Origin of the sequence: Microbacterium sp. NPDC089186 (assembly GCF_040685115.1) — a bacterium.
GTDB lineage: Bacteria > Actinomycetota > Actinomycetes > Actinomycetales > Microbacteriaceae > Microbacterium > Microbacterium galbum.
The window spans coordinates 404,486-422,021 of the sequence record NZ_JBFBHJ010000004.1 but is presented as its reverse complement, the minus strand read 5'-3'; the positions used below and the strand labels follow the sequence as shown (position 1 = coordinate 422,021).

Below are 17,536 nucleotides of genomic sequence, written 5' to 3'. Positions count from 1 at the left end.
CCGACGCGAGGCCCTCGTGTGTCGGAGGAGAGCAGTAGCGTGGATGCCATGACGCGACGTGCTGTGGTGACCGGGGCCAGTTCGGGGATCGGGGAGGCGACGGCGCGGCTGCTGCGCGCGCGCGGATGGGACGTCGTCGGCGTGGCCCGCCGCGCGGGGCGTCTCGCGGCCCTCGAAGCCGAGACGGGCGCGGTGGCGCACGCCGCCGACCTCACCGACGCCGACGCGGTCGCGGCGCTCGCCGCCTGGCTCGACGAGACCGGGGGAGTCGACGCTCTCGTGCACGTGGCCGGTGGGGCGCGCGGCAGCGACCGTGTCGAAGACGGCGATCCCGAGGACTGGCGCTGGATGTTCGAGGCGAACGTGCTGTCGGGGCAGCGGCTCGTGGCATCCCTTCTTCCCCTCCTCCGGCGTGCGGCCGACGCGGGCGGGCACGCCGACCTGCTGTTCGTCACCTCCACCGCCGCGCAGACGGCATACCCCGGTGGCGGCGGCTACAACGCGGCGAAGGCGGGCGAGGCCATGCTCGTGCACGCGCTGCGGCAGGAGCTCAACGGCGAACCGCTGCGCGTGATCGAGATCGCCCCGGGCATGGTGCGCACCGAGGAGTTCACCCTCAACCGTCTGGGCGGAGATCAGGATGCCGCCGACAAGCTGTACGAGGGTGTCGAGGCGCCACTGGTGGCCGACGACGTGGCCGACGTGATCGTCTATGCGCTCGACGCGCCGGGTCACGTCAACCTCGACTCGGTGACGATGCGCCCGGTCGCGCAGTCGGCGCAGCACCTGCTGGCGCGGGGCCCCCTGCGCACCCGGTGATGCCGAGTCTCGCGGAATGACCGAGTCGACGACGCTCGACGTCGAGGCGCTTCGCTCCCGCCCGAGCCGTGCGGAGCTCCGGGAGTTCTGGGCGCGGTTCCGGCAGCAGTACCCGCGGGTCCGCGATCCGGAGAGGCGGGGGCGACGGGCTGTCTTCTCCTTCCTCCTGATCACCTCGACGGTCGGTGCGCTGGGGATGGGGGCCACCATCGCGGCGAAGATCCGCGAGGGCGGGTCCGACGAGGTGCGACCCATCTCCCTGTTCGTGTTCTTGTTCGCGGGGGTGTTCGTCTTCAGCGTGTGGGGCATCGTCCGCACCGGCAGGGGACGCACACGCCCCCGCGAACACTGGGCGCTGTCCCGCTTCGCCGACGACAACGGGCTCGCGTACGTCCCGGGGCCGAAATCGGGAACCATGCGCGCCTGGTGGAGCATCACGGGGCACACCGTCTCCCGCGCGATGACGCGCGAGAATGGCGACGGGCGAACGGTCGAGTGGGCGGACTACGAGATCCGCAACGCCACGCGTCGGTTCACCTACCCGCCGGTGGGCGGATGGATCAGGATCGGCCTTCGGCGCCCACTGCCGCACATCATCGTGCGCGCCACTCGGCGCGGAACCCGCGCGTTCGCGGTGGCGGCCGTGCCCGATTCCGGGCAGCGGCTCTCGCTGGAGGGCGACTTCGGCGAGCACTTCGACCTGTACTGCCCCGAGGGGTACGAGGCGGACGCGCTCTACCTGTTCACTCCCGACGTGATGGCGCAGGCCATCGACGACGCGGGCGGATGGGACATCGAGATCGCGGACGATCTGCTCCTGCTCGTGCATCCGCGCGGTGTCGTCACGACCGACCCCGCACGATGGGTCGACGTCATGCGGACGGCCGATGCATTCGTCACGAAGCTCGAGCAGTGGGAGCGCTGGCGCGAGGGGCAGCGGCGAACGGAGCCCGCCGGGCAGGGCTACCGGGGAGACGCCGCGGTGGCGCCCGCCGGTCGGCGTCTGCGGACGTCGTGGGGACTCGCCGCCTGGGTGTCGTTCGGCATCGTCGTGGCGCTCGCCATCGGGTTCTTCGCCCTCGGCCGCCCGTGAGCGGCACAGCGCTCAGCTGACGTCGCCGCGTGCCGCGTGCGCGTCGACCTCGGCCTCCGCACGATCGGCGAAGGCCACTTCGGGCACGAAGAACAGCAGGACCGCCGCCGCGAACCCTCCCGCCGCGCAGATCGACCAGACGGTCAGGTACCCCGCCAGCGGAGCGGCGGTCGCCGCCACGGCCGATCCCGCGCCCGCCGCGAGAACCACCCCGAACACCGCGGACGACATCGTTCCGCCCACGGTCTTGGTCGTGTTCGTGAGGGCGGATGCCACGCCGGTCTGCCCCCGCGGAGCCGCGGCCGCGGCGGCCGCGGGCATCGCCGCGACGAGCGCCCCCGAACCGAGGCCGGCGATCCCGAGGCACAGCAGCACCTGCCACAGCTCGACGTGGAGGGGGAGCAGCAGCGCGTATCCCGCCCCGACGAGGACCGCCGCGCCGATCAGCACCGCGCGGGGACTCGCGCGCCGCGAGGTCACGGCGAACAGCACCGCCCCGACGATGAGGGACACCAGGTACACCCCGATCACGTTCGACCGGTCGGTGGCGTCCAGTCCCAGTCCGTATCCGAGTGCGCGGTCCGTGCCGGCGTAGGTCGCGAGGGGGCCCTGGGCACCGAGAAGGCTGATTCCCACGAGGAAGGCGGTGGTCTGCACGGGCCACATCTCGGGGCGACGGAGCACGCGGATGTCGACCGCCGGGTCGCTCTGGCGCAGCTCGAACCACACGAAGACCGCGAGGAGGGCCACCCCGGCGACGAGCAGGGCGGTGATCGCGAGCGGGCCGGGCCCCTCGGGCAGGCGCACGAACGAGAGCGCACCGGTCACGCACAGGAGCGCGCCGGCGAGGATCGCGAACCCGCCCACGTCGAGGCGGCGCTCGCCGTCGGCTCGCTCCGATTCGGGCACGCCGAGCCAGATGACGACGCAGATCAGGGTGACCACGATCGCGGGGATCGCGAGCGAGAGGCGCAGATCGCCGCCGGTCGCGGCGAACAGACGCCCGGCCGCGAGGGCGCCCAGGATCGCGCCGACCTGCAGCCCCACCACGAGCAGTCCCGCGGCCCGGCGCGTGCGCGAGACCCCGTGGGCGGCGCGACGGCCGCGATCGAAGACGAGGGCGATCTCGAGCGGCAGCCACACGACGTAGAAGCCCTGCAGCGCCCACGCGGCGAGGAAGGCGCCGAAGGAGTCGGCGAAGACGAGCCACCAGCTCGCGGCGGCCGTCGCCAGCGCGGAGGCGAGCAGGATGCGCTTGTGCCCGAACATGTCGCCGAGCTTGGCGAGCACGGGCAGCACCAGCGCGGAGAGCAGCAGCTGCGCGGCCTCGAACCAGTTGACGTCGGCGTCGCGGATGCCCAGGTGCACGACGATGTCGGGCAGCAGCGGCACGTAGAAGCCCTGCAGGATGCCGCTGGCCAGCTCGACCAGCACGAACCACCCGATGAGTCCCGCGGTCACGCCGAGGGCGGACGAGCGCATCCTCGCGACCGCGCCGGAGACGCGCGACATGGCGCGAGAGTAGCACCGGCCCTCGAAGTACGTTCGGCGGTGGTGCGCGACTCCCTCGCCGGCGTGCTATTTTCACTCGTAAACGTGCAGATCTGAGGGAGTACCGTGACGTTCCAAGCGCGACGGCCCTCCGTGCGCGGCGGGGAGGCGGGCCTGCGGGCCGGCATGAGCACCGCCGAGATGCTCGAGCGGTTCGCCCGCCTCAACGGCCTCGATCCGCGAGACGCGATGCAGCATATCGCCGACGCGACCGCGCCGGCGCCCTTCCTGCGCGCCCGCCTGGTCGCCGATCGTCTCGCCGCCGAGAGCGGCGCAGTCGGCGGAGCCGTCGACGCGGCGATCGCCGATCCGTTCTTCGACCGGTGGCTGGCGGTGCGGGGCCTCGTCGCCCACCGGGGCGTGACGTGGACGCGCGTGCGGACGCTCGGTCACCACCCGGTCGTGCTGACCCTGGCCGCGATCGCGCGGTTGCGCACCCGCGCCGAGCTCGTACGGCTCGACGACGACCTGCGGCGCGGCTGCGAGGCGCTCGGCGTGGACGTCCTGTCGCCCGGTGCTCCGGCTGTGCGTCGGGACGGTCTGCGCGGCTTCTCGCATCCGGCGCGCCCCTGGCAGCAGGCCGGCGTGCACGTGAGCGCGATGCGACCGTGGCGCTGGGTCGAGTGGGAGCGATTCGCGACGGTGCTGCACCACTACGGCCTCCGCGCCCGGTTCGGGCTCGAGGAGGATCAGGTCGCCCCCACGCCCGGCGTTCCCCTCGTCATCTGGAACCCCACGGCCGCGGCGATCCCCCTGGTGGGCGGGACCGCGGCGACCGTCGAACTCCGCGTGGTCGGTCGCGTCCGCGGCTGAGCGCCGCATCGCGGACGGGCGCCGCCGGCGGCCCGCGGGTGCGAGGCCGACGCCGGGGTCGATCCGGATGCGGCCGAGACTCCTATGTGTGTTAGTTTCTGCTCATAAACAAGCAAAAACAGCAGGAGTCGTGATGTCGAGCACCGTCCTCCCCGCCGTTTCCGACGTGCCCCTCTCGGCCGAGCGACTCGCGCGGGAGAACCTCCCCCTGGCGAAGTACCTGGCGGTCGAGAAGGCGCGGACCGCGCTGCACGTCGACCTCGACGACCTGCTGTCGGCGGCGTACCTGGGCCTGGCCGTGGCATCCCTGGAATACGACCCGGCGCGGGGGGTGCCCTTCGGGGCGTACGCGCGGACGAAGATCACGTGGGCCATCCTCAGCGAGATGCGCGCCGCCGACCCGGCCGGCGAGCGCAGCCGCGACAAGATCGAGCGGGTGCGCGTGGCGACGGAGCTCGTCCGGGTGCGCACCGGACGGCCCGCCACGCTCGCGGAGGTGGCCGCGGAATCGGGACTGGATGCCGAGACCGTCGCGCGCATGCAGCTGCTCGATGAGATGGTGCGCACCGCGACGAGCTTCGAGGCGCGGTTCGAGGGCGACGACGGGCGACAGGCGGCCGACCTCACCGACAGCGTCATCCTGCCCGAGCACGCCGCCGAGCAGGCCGAGACCCAGCGCATGCTCGAGCGCATCGTCGCGGCCCTCCCCGATCAGATGCGGCAGGTGATCCGCGGGGTCTACCTCGAAGAGCGCATGGTCAAGGACGTCGCCCACGACCTCGACGTCAGCCACGCCTATGTCTCGAAGCTGCGCCGCATCGGGCTGACCCTCATGCGCGAGGCCCTCGACTCCTGGGAGAACGGCACCGCGCCGGACCGCTCTACCAAGGCCAAGGCGGCGTTCTTCGACGGCGTCTTCGGGCCCGCCGCCGCGGCTCCCGTCGTCGCCGTCCCCGCCTGAGGCGGGGAGAGCGCGGAGCAACTGGCGAACGGGCGGGAGAAATCGCGCGGTCCCGGTTACCGCGATGCCGGCCCGTCGCGAAGGTGGGGGATGGAGGGCCACGGACGGCCCCCGCACGGTAATCCCATCCACGGAGGAACAACATGGGTCTTCAGATCGCAACCAACGTCGGTGCTCTCAACGCGTACCGCAACCTGTCGGCCAACCAGGCCGACGTCTCGAAGTCGCTCGAGAAGCTCTCGAGCGGTCTGCGCATCAACCGGGCCGCGGACGACGCCGCCGGTCTGGCCATCTCCGAGGGCCTGCGCTCGCAGGTCAACGGCCTCAACGTCGCCGCGCGCAACGCTCAGGACGGCATCTCGGTCATCCAGACCGCGGAAGGCGCCCTGACCGAGGTGCACTCGATCCTGCAGCGCGTGCGCGACCTCGCGGTGCAGGCGGGTAACGACTCCAACAACGCCGACTCGCGCACCTCGATCAAGACCGAGCTCGACACGCTGGGCGACGAGCTCACCCGTGTCGCGGCCAGCACGAACTTCAACGGCATCAAGCTGCTCTCGGGCGGCGACACCCTGACGTTCCAGGTCGGCGCCGGCTCCACGGCCGCCGAGGACCAGATCGCGGTCGCCCTGACCGACTTCTCGGGTCTCGGTGCGACGGTCAAGGCCCTCGACGTCGATTCGGCAGCCAACGCGCTCACCTCGATCGCCGCCATCGACGCCGAGATCGTGAACGTCTCGACCGCTCGCTCGGGCTACGGTGCCGTGCAGAACCGCTTCGAGTCGACCATCAACTCGCTGCAGGTCTCGGCCGAGAACCTCTCCGCCGCCAAGAGCCGCATCGTCGACACCGACATGGCATCCGAGATGGTCAAGTACACCGCCTCGAACATCCTGCAGCAGGCCGGTACCGCCATGCTCGCGCAGGCGAACCAGTCGGGCCAGGGCGTTCTCCAGCTCCTGCGCTGAGTCGCAGCACTGCTGCCCTCGGGCGCCCGGGCGGGGGAGTTCTCCCGCCCGGGCGCCTTCGCATAACCCCCCATCTCGAGAGAAGGAAGACGCAGGATCATGCGGATCGACGGCATCGCCTCGGGCCTGAAGACCAAGGACCTCATCGACGCCCTGGTCAACGTCGCGGCGATCCCCAAGACCCTCGTCGCCAATCGGATCACCGATCGCAACAGCGTCATCTCGAACCTCCAGTCGCTCAACACCGCGCTGCAGAGCCTGACCGACAAGGCCAAGGCCGCGGGATCCTCCACCTCCCTCGCCCGGTACACCGCATCGAGCTCATCGGAGGCGGTGACCGTCGTCGCGGGGGAGACGGCACGGGCGTTCTCGACCGACGTCGTCGTCGACACGCTGGCACGGGCGCACGCGGTGGTCACCGCCGCGGGCGACGCGTCGGCGTTCGCCGGTCCCTTCTCGCTGGTCGGAGCGGACGGCACCGTCACCGAGCTCGCGCCGGGTGGTGGATCGGCCGCCGATCTCGCCGCCGCGATCAACGCCGCCAAGGCCGGGGTGACCGCCACGGTCGTGCCCGGCGGGCGCGACGCGCAGGGGGCGGCGCTCTCGCGCATCCAGATCACCTCGACCCGCACGGGTGCGGAGGGCGCGTTCAGCCTGCACCGCGGCACCGCGGCCGAGGTCGCGGCATCCGCGTCGATCGACGTCTCGACCGAGCCGGGCGCGGCCGTGCTCGCGCGGGGGACGGATGCCGTCATCCGCCTGTTCGCCGGGACGGCGGCCGAGCAGGTGGTGACGAGCGCGTCCAACACCTTCACCGGCATCGGGGACGGGATCGACATCACGGTGAAGGCGGTCTCGGCCGACCCGGTCACCGTGACCGTGACGCCCGATGCGAAAGCGCAGTCGGATGCCGCCTCGGCGTTCGTGAAGGAGATCGCGACGCTGCTGACCCGCATCGACAACGGATCGAAGGCGACGGTCGCCGCTCCCGGGAAGACGACCACTCTCGGCGTGTTCACCGGCGACAGCACGGTGCGGTCGCTGCGGGCGGCACTCGCCTCCGCCGTCCAGAGCCCGGTCGACGGGGTCTCGCCCTCGACCATCGGCATCAGCGTCGACAAGGCGGGGGCTCTCTCCTTCGACGCCGACCGCTTCGCCGCGGCCATGGCCGAGGATCCGGAGGCGGTGCAGGCGGTCTTCGCCGCGGTCTCGGCCCGCGTGCAGGACACCACGGCGCAGTACTCCGACAAGTACGACGGCCTCGTCACCCAGCGCATCACGGGCCAGCAGAGCGAGGTCAAGACCCTCGAGAAACAGGTCGAGCGCATGGACCTGCGCCTGGACATGCGGCGGGCGACCCTCGAGCGCACGTATGCCGCGATGGAGGTGCGCCTGTCGGGCCTGCAGTCGCGGTCGGACTGGCTCACCTCGCAGCTGTCGGCGTTGACGCCGTCGTCGAAGTAGTCCCCGCATCCCGTCCCCCGAGAAGGAGAACCCCTCGTGCCCACCGCCCTCGAACGCGCCAAGCAGGAGTACCTGGAGCAGCAGGTCAACGCCGCCACCCCGCAGCGACTGGTGACCATGCTCTACGACCGGCTGCTGGTCGACGTCGAGCGGGCCGCCGCGGCGCAGGCCGGGGGAGATGCGGCATCCGCCGGCACCTACCTCACCCACGCGCAGGCCATCATCGCCGAGCTCAGCGGATCGCTCGACGACACGTGGGACGGCTCCGACGGGCTGCGGGCGCTGTACACCTACATCACCGGGCGCCTCATCGTCGCCAACGTCGCGCGCGACGCCGACGCCACCCGCGAGTGCCGCGACCTCATCGCGCCGCTCCGCGACGCGTGGCACGCGGCTGCCGACGCCATCACGCCGGTCTGACGCCCCGTGTCGACGAACCTCGCGGCGTGGAACCGGCTGCTTGACGCGTTCGAACGATCGCTCGACGCCCCCGACGATCCCGCCGACGGTCCGGTCGAGGAACCACCCGGGCCGCCGCCGCCCGAGGTCGTCGAGCGCGCCCGCCTCGTCCTGGAGCGCCAGCGGGCGAGCATCAGCGGCCTGATGGCGGCGCGCGAGAACGTCGCCCGCGAACTCGCCGCGATCCGACGGATCCCCTCGGTCGCCCCCGACGCACCGGTGTATCTCGACGTGGAGGGGTGACACCCGGTTACGCCGTCGCCGTGGCGTCGCGATAGTCGCGCCAGAGCAGGGATCGCTCGACCACACAGCCACGGATCGGCTCGTTCTTTCGACCGGAGTGCCGCGTGCTCGATTCCGTCACCTCAACCGCCCTGTCCAGCGCGCTGGACGGGCTCGCCCTGCGCCAGCGCTCGATCGCGGAGAACATCGCCAACGTCAACACCCCCGACTACCAGGCCAAGCGCGTGCTGTTCGAGGACCGCCTGCGCAGCGCCGTCGAGAGCGGGGTCGGCGGGGTCGCACCGACGGTGGAACGCTCGCTCGAGCCCACCCGCCGCAACGGCAACAACGTCAACCTCGACACCGAGACGCTGTCGAACATCGACACCGTGCTGCGCTACCAGTTCGCGGCGCAGGCGTTGAGCGGCCAGGCGGCATCCATCACCAAGGCGATCGGGCAGGCCTCGGCATGACCTTCGACACCATCGGCATCGCCGGCACCGGGCTGACCGCGCACCGCAAATGGATGGATGCGCTGAGCGACAACATCGCCAACGTCAACACCGCCACCCCGGCGGGGCAGGACATGTTCCGCGAGAAGTACGTCACCGTCGCCGAGGGCACCCGCAGCCCGGGCGTGTACGTCACGGGCGTGCAGGAATCGACGGCCGAGGGGCGCCTGGTCTACGAACCCGACCACCCGTACGCGAACGAGGACGGGTACGTGCAGTACCCCAACGTCGACCTCGGCGACCAGATGAGCATGCTGATCCTCGCCCAACGCGGGTACCAGGCCAACGCCGCCGTGGTGGACCGCGCGAAGACGACCTACGAATCCGCCCTCCAGATCGGGCGGTCGTGATGAGCACTCCGATCGACCCCGTCGCCGCAGGGGGCGTGAGCCCGCTCGCACCGCTCAGCTTCGAGACGACGCCGGCGCCGTCGGGCGTGGGCGCCACCGCGGGTGCGCAGCCGTTCGCCGTCTCGCTCACGGCGGCGGTGGAGAACCTCCAGCAGCTGCAGTCCACCTCCAACCAGCTCGCCGTGCAGGCGGTCACGGGCGACCTCGACGACATCCACAAGGCCACGCTGGCCTCGTCGCGCGCGGGAGTGACGCTGGACCTGATGGTGGCGGTGCGCGACCGCGGCGTCGCCGCCTTCAACGACATCATGAGGATGCAGGCCTGACATGCCCCCGTTCCTTGCGACGACCATCGGCCGCGCGAAGCAGATCGCGGGCGGCTTCACGGTCGCGCAGCGCACCATCGCCGTCATCGGCGCGGCGCTGCTGGTGATGGGCGTGATCGCCCTGGGCAGCTGGCTGTCCAAACCGCAGATGAGCCCGCTGTTCACGGGCCTGAGCGCGACAGACGCGTCAGCCGTGGTCGAGCAGCTGAAATCGGCGGGCGTGCCCTACGAGCTGACCGAGGGCGGAGCGACGATCCTCGTCCCCGACGCGCAGGTCTATCCCCAGCGGCTCACCGCGGCGGCCGCAGGGCTGCCCAGCGACACCAGCGGCGGGTACACGCTGCTGGACAAGATGGGCGTGACGGCGAGCGAGTTCCAGCAGTCCGTCACCTACAAACGCGCCATCGAGGGGGAACTCGCCCGCACGATCGGGGCGATGTCGGGAGTCACCGCGGCATCCGTGCAGCTGGCGATCCCCGAGCAGAGCGTGTTCGTCGCCGAGGAACGGCATCCCACCGCCTCGGTCTTCGTCAAGACGCAGGGCGGCGGATCGCTCACCGAGGACCAGGTCGCGGCGATCGTGCACCTCACGAGCGCCTCGATCCCGGGGATGACGCCCGAGGACGTCGCGGTCACCGACCAGTCGGGCAAGGTGCTCGCCGCCGTGGGAACCGGACTCACCGGTTCCGCGAACACGCAGGCCACCGAGTACGAGGCCAAGGTCGCCTCGACGGTGACGAAGATGCTCGAGACCATCGTCGGCCCGGGCAACGCCACCGTCAGCGTGGCGGCGGACGTCGCGAACTCGACGTCGGAGCGGATGGACGAGACCTACACCGCCCCGGAGGGCGGCGTGATGTCGAACGAGCAGACGAAGACCGAGACCTACACCGGCGGGCAGGGGACGGGCACGGGTGTCCTGGGTCCCGACAACATCGCGGTGCCGAACGCGGCGGGCGGCGGCAACTACCAGGCCGAGGAGTCCACGCGCAACAACGCCGTGAACAAGAGCACCGAGAAGACCACGACCCCCGCCGGCGAGGTGACCCGCCAGACCATCAGCGTCGCCCTGGACCGGGGCGCGGTGAACGGTGTGACCGCGGAGCAGGTGCAGGCGCTGGTCTCCACCGCGGCCGGGATCAACGCCCAGCGCGGAGACACCGTCACGGTCGAGATGGTCGAGTTCAGCCAGACCGGCGCGGCGGCGGCGCAGGCGGCCCTCGACGCGGCCGAGGCGGAGAAGGCGGCGCAGATGCAGGCCGACCTGCTGCGGGCGGCGATCATCGGCGGCTCGATCGTGCTCGCGGCCATCATCCTCGTCGTCGCCCTGCTGGTGCGGCGCCGGATGAAACGGCGCACCCTGTACACCGACGAAGGCCCCATCGAGTACTTCTCGACGATCACCGAGACCGAGGAGCAGAAGCTCAAGAGCCTGAAGGGCCTCGCCGAACCGATCGCCCTGCCCGCGGCCACCCCGCCGACCAAGGTGCTCCCGACCGTCCTGGACATCGAGGAGGAGCCCGAGGCCACGCAGGTGCTGGTGGAGCAGCGACGGCGTGACGTCGAGCTGCTCGCCAAGAACGACCCGCAGAACGCCGCCAAGGCGCTGGCGAGCATGATGGACGAGGCGAGGGTATGAGCCTGTTGCAGACGCGCGTGCCCGCGGAGGACGCGGCCACCGCGGTCAGCCCCACGGCGGCCACCGAGGTGATGCCGGTCGCTCCCGCCGCGCCGGCGATGTCGGGGGTGCGCAAGGCCGCGATCGTCATGCTCAACATGGACCGCGACGTCAGCGCCGAGGTGCTGCGGCACCTCGGCGAGGCCCGCGCGGAACTGCTCGCGGCGGAGCTTGCGCAGCTGGGCGGCATCGACACCGCCGCGATCGCCGCCGCCCTCGCCGACTTCCGCCGCATCGCATCCGGGGGATCCGCCGTCAGCCGCGGCGGCCAGGAATTCGCCACCGGATTGCTCGAGACCGCGTTCGGCCGGGAGAAGGCCGTCGGCATGGTCGGACGGGTGATGTCGCAGGGGGTGGTGTCGTTCGAGTTCCTCAACAGCGCCGACCCGACCCAGCTCGCCACGATCCTCGACGGGGAGATGCCCACCACCGTCGCGGTCGTACTGGCCAACCTGCGCGCCGACCGCGCCGCCGCGGTGCTGGCGGCCCTGCAGGACCCGCTGCGCACCGACGTCGCGCAGGCCATCGCGACCCTGGGGGCGGCCTCGCAGGAGGCGATCGCGGTCGTCGCGGAGTCGCTGCGCGCGCGCACCGGCATCTTCGGCATGCGCGAGGCGCACGAGGCGACCGGGGGCGTGCAGCCCCTGGTCGACATCATCAACCGCTCCGACACCGTGCTCGAGAAGGCCCTGCTGGCCAGTCTCGAGGATCGCGACCACGACCTCGCCGAGGAGGTGCGCAGTCGGATGGTGACCTTCGCCGACATCTCCCGGCTCGAGGACCGCGACGCCCAGCGCGTGCTCCGCGGCATCGATCTGCGCGTGCTCGCCCTGGCGTTGAAGGGCGCCGACGAGCAAGTCGGCGAGGTCATCCGGCGCAACATGACCGAACGCAATCGCGAGAACCTCGCGGAGGAGGCGTCGGCGCTCGGGCCGGTGCGCATGCGGCAGGTCGACGAGGCGCGCGCCGAGGTGGTGCGCATCATCCGCGAGCTCGAGGCGGCCGAGGAGATCACGATCTCGCGCGAAGACGACGACGAACTCATCGAGTGACGCCCTCGACGACGCGCGGAGCGCGACCACCGGTTACCGCGGACGAGAGGCGTCGCGATAGTGGGGCGCGAGCACGGATCGCTCGACGACCTGGCCACGGATCGGCTTCGCCACAACCCGCAGGGTGACCGCCGTGACCGATGCAACCTTCACACCGCTGGTGCCGCCGCGCCTGGGCGGGAGCGTGCCGGACGCTCGCGCGATCAGCGAGAAGGCGCGCGTGCGCGGGTACGCCGACGGGTTCGCGGAGGGGCGTCGGCGCGCCGCGGAGGAGCTCGCGCAGGCCCGCGTCGCGCTCGAGGCGCGCATCGCGCAGCAGGAAGCCGAGGCGCGGGAGACGCTGCGCACGGCGCTCGCCGCGGTGGACGCGGTCCGCACCGATCTCGACGGGCGTCTCGCGGCTCTCGTCGCCGCCGACGCCGAGCGGCTCGAGGAATTGGCGATCGACCTCGCCGAGACGATCCTCGACGGGGAGCTCTCGGATGCCGCGCGCTCGGCCGCGCACGCGATGCGACGCGCCGTGGCCGAGGCCCCCGTCTCGACGTGGGTGCGCGCGCACCTCGCCGAGCGAGACGTGCGCACGCTCCGCGACAGCGCATCGCCGGTCCTGGCGACGGCGGAGGTCGTCGCCTCGGACGCCGTCGACGCGGGCGGGGCGATCGTGGAGCTCGCGGACGCCCGCGTGGACACCCGTGTCTCCTCGGCCCTCGCCCGCGCCCGCGCGGCGCTGCGCAGCGCCGAGGGGGGTGAGCCCGCGTGAGCACCGCCACCGCGTCGTGGCGACGCGTGCTGACCGCCGCGCGACCGGAGCGCGCCGGCACGGTCACGGCCGTGGTGGGTCTCGGGGTCGAGGTGCTCGGCATCCGGGCCGCCGTCGGCGATCGCGTGCGCATCGCGGCGGCGAACGGGCGCGGCGTCGAGGCGGAGGTCGTCGCCGTGGAGGGGGCGCGCTCGCATTGCATGCCCCTGGCGCCGCTCGCCGGGATCACGGCGGGTGCGGCGGTGCACCACGTCGGCGCCGCGGCGCTCGTGCCCACCGGACCCGCGCTGCTCGGGCGAGTGCTCGACGGACTCGGACGCCCCATCGACGATCGGGGACCGCTCGTCGCCGCCCGGCGCGTCGCGCTGGGCAACGACGCACCCAGCGTGCTCGGCCGCCGCCGCATCGATCGTCAGCTCGGCCTCGGGGTGCGCGTGCTCGACACCATGACGCCGGTCGGGGTGGGACAGCGCCTCGGTCTGTTCGCGGGCTCCGGCGTGGGCAAGTCGTCGCTGCTGTCGATGATCGCGCGCGGATCCACCGCGGACGTCACCGTCATCGCGCTCGTGGGCGAGCGCGGTCGCGAGGTGCGCGAGTTCCTCGAAGACGATCTGGGGCCTGAGGGCCTCGCCCGCTCGGTGGTGGTCGTGGCCACCTCGGATCAGCCGGCGATGGCCCGCCTGCGCTCGGCGTTCCTCGCCACGCGCATCGCCGAGGCGTTCCGCGACGAGGGTCGCGACGTCGTGCTGATGATGGACTCGCTCACGCGGGTGGCGATGGCCCAGCGCGAGATCGGCCTGTCGGCGGGGGAGCCTCCGGCGACACGGGGCTACCCGCCCTCGACGTTCTCGGTGCTCGCGGCCCTTCTGGAGCGCGCCGGTACGGGCCCGGCGGGCTCGATCACGGGGCTCTACACCGTGCTCGTCGACGGAGACGACCACAACGAACCGATCGCGGACGCCGCTCGCGGCATCCTGGACGGTCACGTGGTGCTCGACCGCGCCCTCGCGGTGCGCGGGCACTTCCCCGCGGTGGACGTGCTCGGATCGGTCTCGCGGGTGGTGGGCAAGGTGACCACGCCCGATCAACGGCAGCGGGCGGTGATCCTGCGCAGCGTCCTCGCCGCGCGTCGGCAGGCGAACGACCTGATCGACATCGGCGCGTACACGCGGGGGGCGAACCCCCTGGTGGATGCCGCTCTGCTCCACCAGCGCGGAATCGACGCGTTCCTCACGCAATCGATCGACGAGCACTCCACGACGGACGAATCCTGGCGGCATCTGACCGCCCTCACCGAGACCTTCGGAGGCCTGAACCCATGACCTTTCCCCTCGCGGGTCTGCTGCGCGTGCGCGGCGTCCAGGAACGTGTCGCGGCGGAGGACGTCGCCCGCGCGCGCACCGAGGTGCGGGCGGCCGAAGCAGCCGCGGAGCAGGCGGTGTCGAGCCTGAGCGCGATCGCGACGCAGATCGACGACCCCGCGACGTTGCGGGCCATGGCCGCCGCGCGCGCGGCCGGGCAGGCGTCGCTGGCCGACCTGCAGGTGCTCGCGCGCCTTCGGCGGGACGACGCGGCGACCGCCGAAGCGGCGCACGTCGAGGCCCGCCGCGAACTGAAGGGTCTCGAGCGGCTCGAGGGCGCGCACCGGGCGCGCGAGCTCGAGACCGAGGCGCGTGCCGAGCAGAACGCGCTCGACGAGATCGCCACCACGCGCGCCGGTCGCGGCGAGGGGAGCGCGGCGTGAGCGTCGACGGCGTGCTCGGGCGCATCGAGGCGATCACGGGTCAGATCTCCTCGCTGCACCCGTCGTCCGCCACCGCCAAGACCGCCCCCGCGCAGACGACCGCCGCGGGCGGCGTCGCGGAGACCACGGCCACGGCGACGGCCTCGTCGAGCGCTGCGACGCGATTCGCCGACCTCCTCGAAGAGGCCGCGGCGGCCGCGCGGGAGCTCGGCACACCGACCACGTCGGCGACCCCCGCCTCAGCATCGACCGCGACGCGTCCCGCGAGCCAGGGGGATCTCGCGGCGGCGCTGCAGACGCTGTTCGCCGCGGGCACGACCGGAAGCGGCGGGCTCGGCGTCTCGGGCATCGCGTCCACCCTGACGGGACGTGGCGCATGACGCTTCCGCCTCCGCCGGTCTCCGCGCCGGCGAACGCGTTCGTCGCCGGGGCGGCGACCGCGCCCCCGTCGGGTTCCGGTTCCGAGACGGCGTCGGCGTTCGGCGACGCCTTCGCCCGTGCCGCCGACGCGCTCGCGCGGGGCGCCGACGTCCGCGTCCTGCCGGTGTCATCGACGGATGCCGGGGGACCGGCGTCGCCGGAGACCTCCTCTATCGCATCTCCGGCGGGGTCGGGTGACGCGGCGCCCCGCGGGGGAGCGACGTCGGCGGAGAGTGGGGTGGCGGCATCCGCTCGGACGACGTCCGCGGTCGGCGGTCCGTCGGCTCCCGCGACGACGCGCGACGCCGACACGACGGCGCCCGCGAGGGATCATCCGCCGCTGATGACGATGCCGGCGCCCTGGGTCATGCCGCTTCCGCAGGGGGCGGTGCCCGCCGGAGTGCGGCCCGCGCAGGTGTCACCCGCGGAAGCGACGCCCGCGGAGGCGTCGACCACGGGCGGCGCTCCCGCGGCGGTCCCGGCCGCGGGGGCCGTGCCGGCCGGGCTGACCGGTGCGACGACGGCTCAGGAAAAGACCCCCCGGGCCGCGACGCCTACGGTCGCCGCGGATGCCGCCGAGCCGCCGGTGCTGCGGACGATGCCGGTGTGGATCGACGGCGCGCTGCCCGGCAGTGCGCCGGGGGAGGGGGAGCGACCCCGCCCCGTTCTGCGGACGATGCCCGCCGAGGCGACCCTCAGCCCGACCCCGGGGACTTCCGGGGCCGGAAGGGATGCGGAGGCGACCCCGCCCGCGGACGCTCGATGGCCGATCGACGGCGTTCCCGTCGGCGGCGCCCGATTCGGCGGGCGTTCGGAGGACGGGATCATCGCCTCCGCGGAGCTGCCGGCGACAACGGCCACCGCGCCCGCATCGCCCGTCGGGCACGCCGTCGGGGTCGCCCCGCCTGCCGGCGCCGCACCCGCGCCCGCCGGCGCCGCAGCCGCGCCCGCCGGCGCCGCACCCGCGCCCGACGGCGTCGCGACCTCGCCCGTCGGCGTCGCGACCTCGCCTGCCGGCGCCGCACCCGCGCCCGCAGGCGTCGCGACCTCGCCCGTCGGCGTCGCCATCTCGCCCGTCGGCGTTACGACCTCGCCCGCCGCAGCGGCTCCCGCGCCCGTAGCGGTTCCCGTCGCAACGGTTCCGCCCGCGGCCGTGGTGCCGCGTCTCGCCGCGCCGGGGGTTCCGGCGTCCGGCCTCGGTGCGTCGGGTGTCGCTGCATCCGCCGCCCTGTCCGCCGCCGTCGCCGTGCCGGCATCCCTCCCGTCCGCCCCCGCCGCCGGCGCACCCGCCGCCGCCGTTGGGGCTGCCCGCGCCGGCGCACCCGCCCCCGCCGGCGCACCCGCCCCCGCCGGCGCACCCGCCGGCGTGCCCGCCCCCGCCGCCGTCGCCGTGCCGGCACCCCTCCCGTCCGCCCCCGCTGACGCACCCGCCCCCGCCGCCGGGGCCGCACCCGCCGCCGAGTCTCCCGCGCTGACGGGGCGAACGGTCTCGCCCTCTGCCCCGCCCACCGCCGACCCGCGCCCCGCATCGACCGAACAGACGGCGGGGGCGCACGGAGCGTCGACCGTGCCCGTCGGCGATGCCGAGCCGCCCACCCCGGTCGCGCCGTCACCGGCGCCCGTGCTCGCCCCCGTCGGCGGCCAGTCGGCGCCCGCATCCGCCGTGGTACCCGCGCCCGCCCCCGCACCGGGCGCCGCCGTCGTCTCCGCTGCGGCATCCGCGCCCCCGCGCACCTCCGCGGGCTCCGCCGTCCCCGCGCCGCTCACGCCCGCCGTCGGCGGCGCCGAGACCGCGGGGACCGCCGCCGCCTCGGCGGTCTCCGCTCCCGCCGCGACCCCGGTCGCGCCCGCGACACCGCCGCCGCCGACGGAGGCCGCGGTCCCGCGCGCGGTCGCGGCGCAGGTCGCGCCCGCGATCGTGCATCTCGCCCAGCGTCCGGCGGGGGTGCACGAGCTCGTGCTCACCGTGCACCCCGACGCCCTCGGCCCGGTCACGGTCCGCGCCCGCATCGGCGCGGGCGGAGACGTGCGCGTCGAGCTCTCGGGAGCGACCGACGCGACACGCGAGATCCTGCGGAGCATGGTCTCCGATCTGCGGCGGGACCTCGCCGCGATCGTGCCCCACGCCCACCTCGCGGTGGGGCCGGGGGCCGGAGACAGCGGTGCGGGCGATCGCGGCCCGTCCGCCGGGTCGGGCGGTGCGCCCTCCGATGCCCAGCCCGACCCGCGCGACCGCGCCCGCGCGTCTGCGTCCCCCGCTTCCGACCCCCGGATCCCCCCGATCGGCGCGGCCGCGTCGCTCGACGTCGCCCGCGCCGGCGGGCTCGACATCTTCGCCTGAGAG

The 17,536-nt window shown here is 73.5% G+C and carries 19 protein-coding genes; 18 read left to right on the top strand and 1 reads right to left on the bottom strand.

The genetic code is table 11. From position 1 onward, the window contains the following. Nucleotides 1–48: 48 nt before the first annotated feature. Both AB0N82_RS15910 and AB0N82_RS15905 read left to right on the top strand, forming a co-directional pair. On the top strand, nt 49–819 hold the full coding sequence (locus AB0N82_RS15910) for an SDR family oxidoreductase (protein WP_363392946.1): 771 nt from the start codon (nt 49–51) through the stop codon (nt 817–819). A 16-nt stretch (nt 820–835) separates the two neighbouring features. Then, nucleotides 836–1,912, top strand: coding sequence for a hypothetical protein (locus tag AB0N82_RS15905; RefSeq protein ID WP_363392943.1), 1,077 nt, complete (start codon nt 836–838; stop codon nt 1,910–1,912). A 12-nt stretch (nt 1,913–1,924) separates the two neighbouring features. On the opposite strand, the gene AB0N82_RS15900 is transcribed toward AB0N82_RS15905, so the two are convergent. Next, on the bottom strand, nt 1,925–3,424 hold the full coding sequence (locus tag AB0N82_RS15900; protein WP_363392941.1) for an MFS transporter: 1,500 nt from the start codon (nt 3,422–3,424) through the stop codon (nt 1,925–1,927). Nucleotides 3,425–3,529: 105 nt separating this feature from the next. On the opposite strand from AB0N82_RS15900, the gene AB0N82_RS15895 reads away from it, so the two are divergent. The 16 genes from AB0N82_RS15895 (at nt 3,530) to AB0N82_RS15820 (ending at nt 17,533) form a co-directional block, all read left to right on the top strand. After that, nucleotides 3,530–4,276 carry a hypothetical protein gene (locus tag AB0N82_RS15895; protein ID WP_363392938.1) on the top strand — a complete coding sequence of 249 codons (747 nt, stop codon included), beginning with the start codon at nt 3,530–3,532 and terminating at the stop codon, nt 4,274–4,276. Between the two features lie 133 nt (nt 4,277–4,409). Further along, nucleotides 4,410–5,237, top strand: a complete 828-nt coding sequence (locus AB0N82_RS15890; protein ID WP_315993272.1) for a sigma-70 family RNA polymerase sigma factor — start codon at nt 4,410–4,412, stop codon at nt 5,235–5,237. A gap of 143 nt (nt 5,238–5,380) precedes the next feature. Next, nucleotides 5,381–6,205 carry a flagellin gene (locus AB0N82_RS15885; RefSeq protein ID WP_315993271.1) on the top strand — a complete coding sequence of 275 codons (825 nt, stop codon included), beginning with the start codon at nt 5,381–5,383 and terminating at the stop codon, nt 6,203–6,205. A 99-nt stretch (nt 6,206–6,304) separates the two neighbouring features. Next, complete coding sequence (gene fliD, locus AB0N82_RS15880) at nt 6,305–7,669, top strand: flagellar filament capping protein FliD (protein WP_363392934.1); 1,365 nt, start codon at nt 6,305–6,307, stop codon at nt 7,667–7,669. A gap of 36 nt (nt 7,670–7,705) precedes the next feature. Further along, on the top strand, nt 7,706–8,089 hold the full coding sequence (gene fliS / locus AB0N82_RS15875) for a flagellar export chaperone FliS (protein ID WP_315993269.1): 384 nt from the start codon (nt 7,706–7,708) through the stop codon (nt 8,087–8,089). Between the two features lie 6 nt (nt 8,090–8,095). Continuing rightward, nucleotides 8,096–8,371, top strand: a complete 276-nt coding sequence (locus AB0N82_RS15870; RefSeq protein WP_315993268.1) for a hypothetical protein — start codon at nt 8,096–8,098, stop codon at nt 8,369–8,371. Between the two features lie 104 nt (nt 8,372–8,475). After that, the gene (locus tag AB0N82_RS15865) at nt 8,476–8,823 is read left to right on the top strand and encodes a flagellar biosynthesis protein FlgB (RefSeq protein ID WP_315993267.1); all 348 of its coding nucleotides are present in this window, start codon (nt 8,476–8,478) and stop codon (nt 8,821–8,823) included. Continuing rightward, nucleotides 8,820–9,212, top strand: coding sequence for a flagellar basal body rod protein FlgC (gene flgC / locus AB0N82_RS15860; protein WP_315993266.1), 393 nt, complete (start codon nt 8,820–8,822; stop codon nt 9,210–9,212). The genes AB0N82_RS15865 and flgC overlap by 4 nt, the downstream gene beginning before the upstream one ends. Beyond that, nucleotides 9,212–9,538 (top strand): flagellar hook-basal body complex protein FliE, encoded by a 327-nt coding sequence (locus AB0N82_RS15855; protein WP_315993265.1) that lies wholly within the window; start codon nt 9,212–9,214, stop codon nt 9,536–9,538. The genes flgC and AB0N82_RS15855 overlap by 1 nt, the downstream gene beginning before the upstream one ends. Before the next feature lies 1 nt (nt 9,539). Beyond that, nucleotides 9,540–11,177, top strand: a complete 1,638-nt coding sequence (gene fliF, locus AB0N82_RS15850) for a flagellar basal-body MS-ring/collar protein FliF (RefSeq protein WP_363392928.1) — start codon at nt 9,540–9,542, stop codon at nt 11,175–11,177. Then, nucleotides 11,174–12,268, top strand: coding sequence for a flagellar motor switch protein FliG (gene fliG, locus AB0N82_RS15845; protein WP_363392925.1), 1,095 nt, complete (start codon nt 11,174–11,176; stop codon nt 12,266–12,268). Before fliF ends, fliG begins: the two co-directional genes overlap by 4 nt. Before the next feature lie 133 nt (nt 12,269–12,401). Continuing rightward, nucleotides 12,402–13,028, top strand: coding sequence for a FliH/SctL family protein (locus AB0N82_RS15840; RefSeq protein ID WP_363392922.1), 627 nt, complete (start codon nt 12,402–12,404; stop codon nt 13,026–13,028). Next, nucleotides 13,025–14,350, top strand: coding sequence for a FliI/YscN family ATPase (locus tag AB0N82_RS15835; protein ID WP_363392919.1), 1,326 nt, complete (start codon nt 13,025–13,027; stop codon nt 14,348–14,350). Before AB0N82_RS15840 ends, AB0N82_RS15835 begins: the two co-directional genes overlap by 4 nt. Then, complete coding sequence (locus tag AB0N82_RS15830) at nt 14,347–14,772, top strand: flagellar FliJ family protein (protein WP_363392916.1); 426 nt, start codon at nt 14,347–14,349, stop codon at nt 14,770–14,772. The genes AB0N82_RS15835 and AB0N82_RS15830 overlap by 4 nt, the downstream gene beginning before the upstream one ends. Then, a complete protein-coding gene (locus AB0N82_RS15825; RefSeq protein WP_315993259.1) occupies nt 14,769–15,152 on the top strand; it encodes a hypothetical protein in 384 nt (127 codons plus the stop codon). Before AB0N82_RS15830 ends, AB0N82_RS15825 begins: the two co-directional genes overlap by 4 nt. Next, nucleotides 15,149–17,533 (top strand): flagellar hook-length control protein FliK, encoded by a 2,385-nt coding sequence (locus tag AB0N82_RS15820; RefSeq protein ID WP_363392913.1) that lies wholly within the window; start codon nt 15,149–15,151, stop codon nt 17,531–17,533. Before AB0N82_RS15825 ends, AB0N82_RS15820 begins: the two co-directional genes overlap by 4 nt. Nucleotides 17,534–17,536 lie beyond the last annotated feature (3 nt).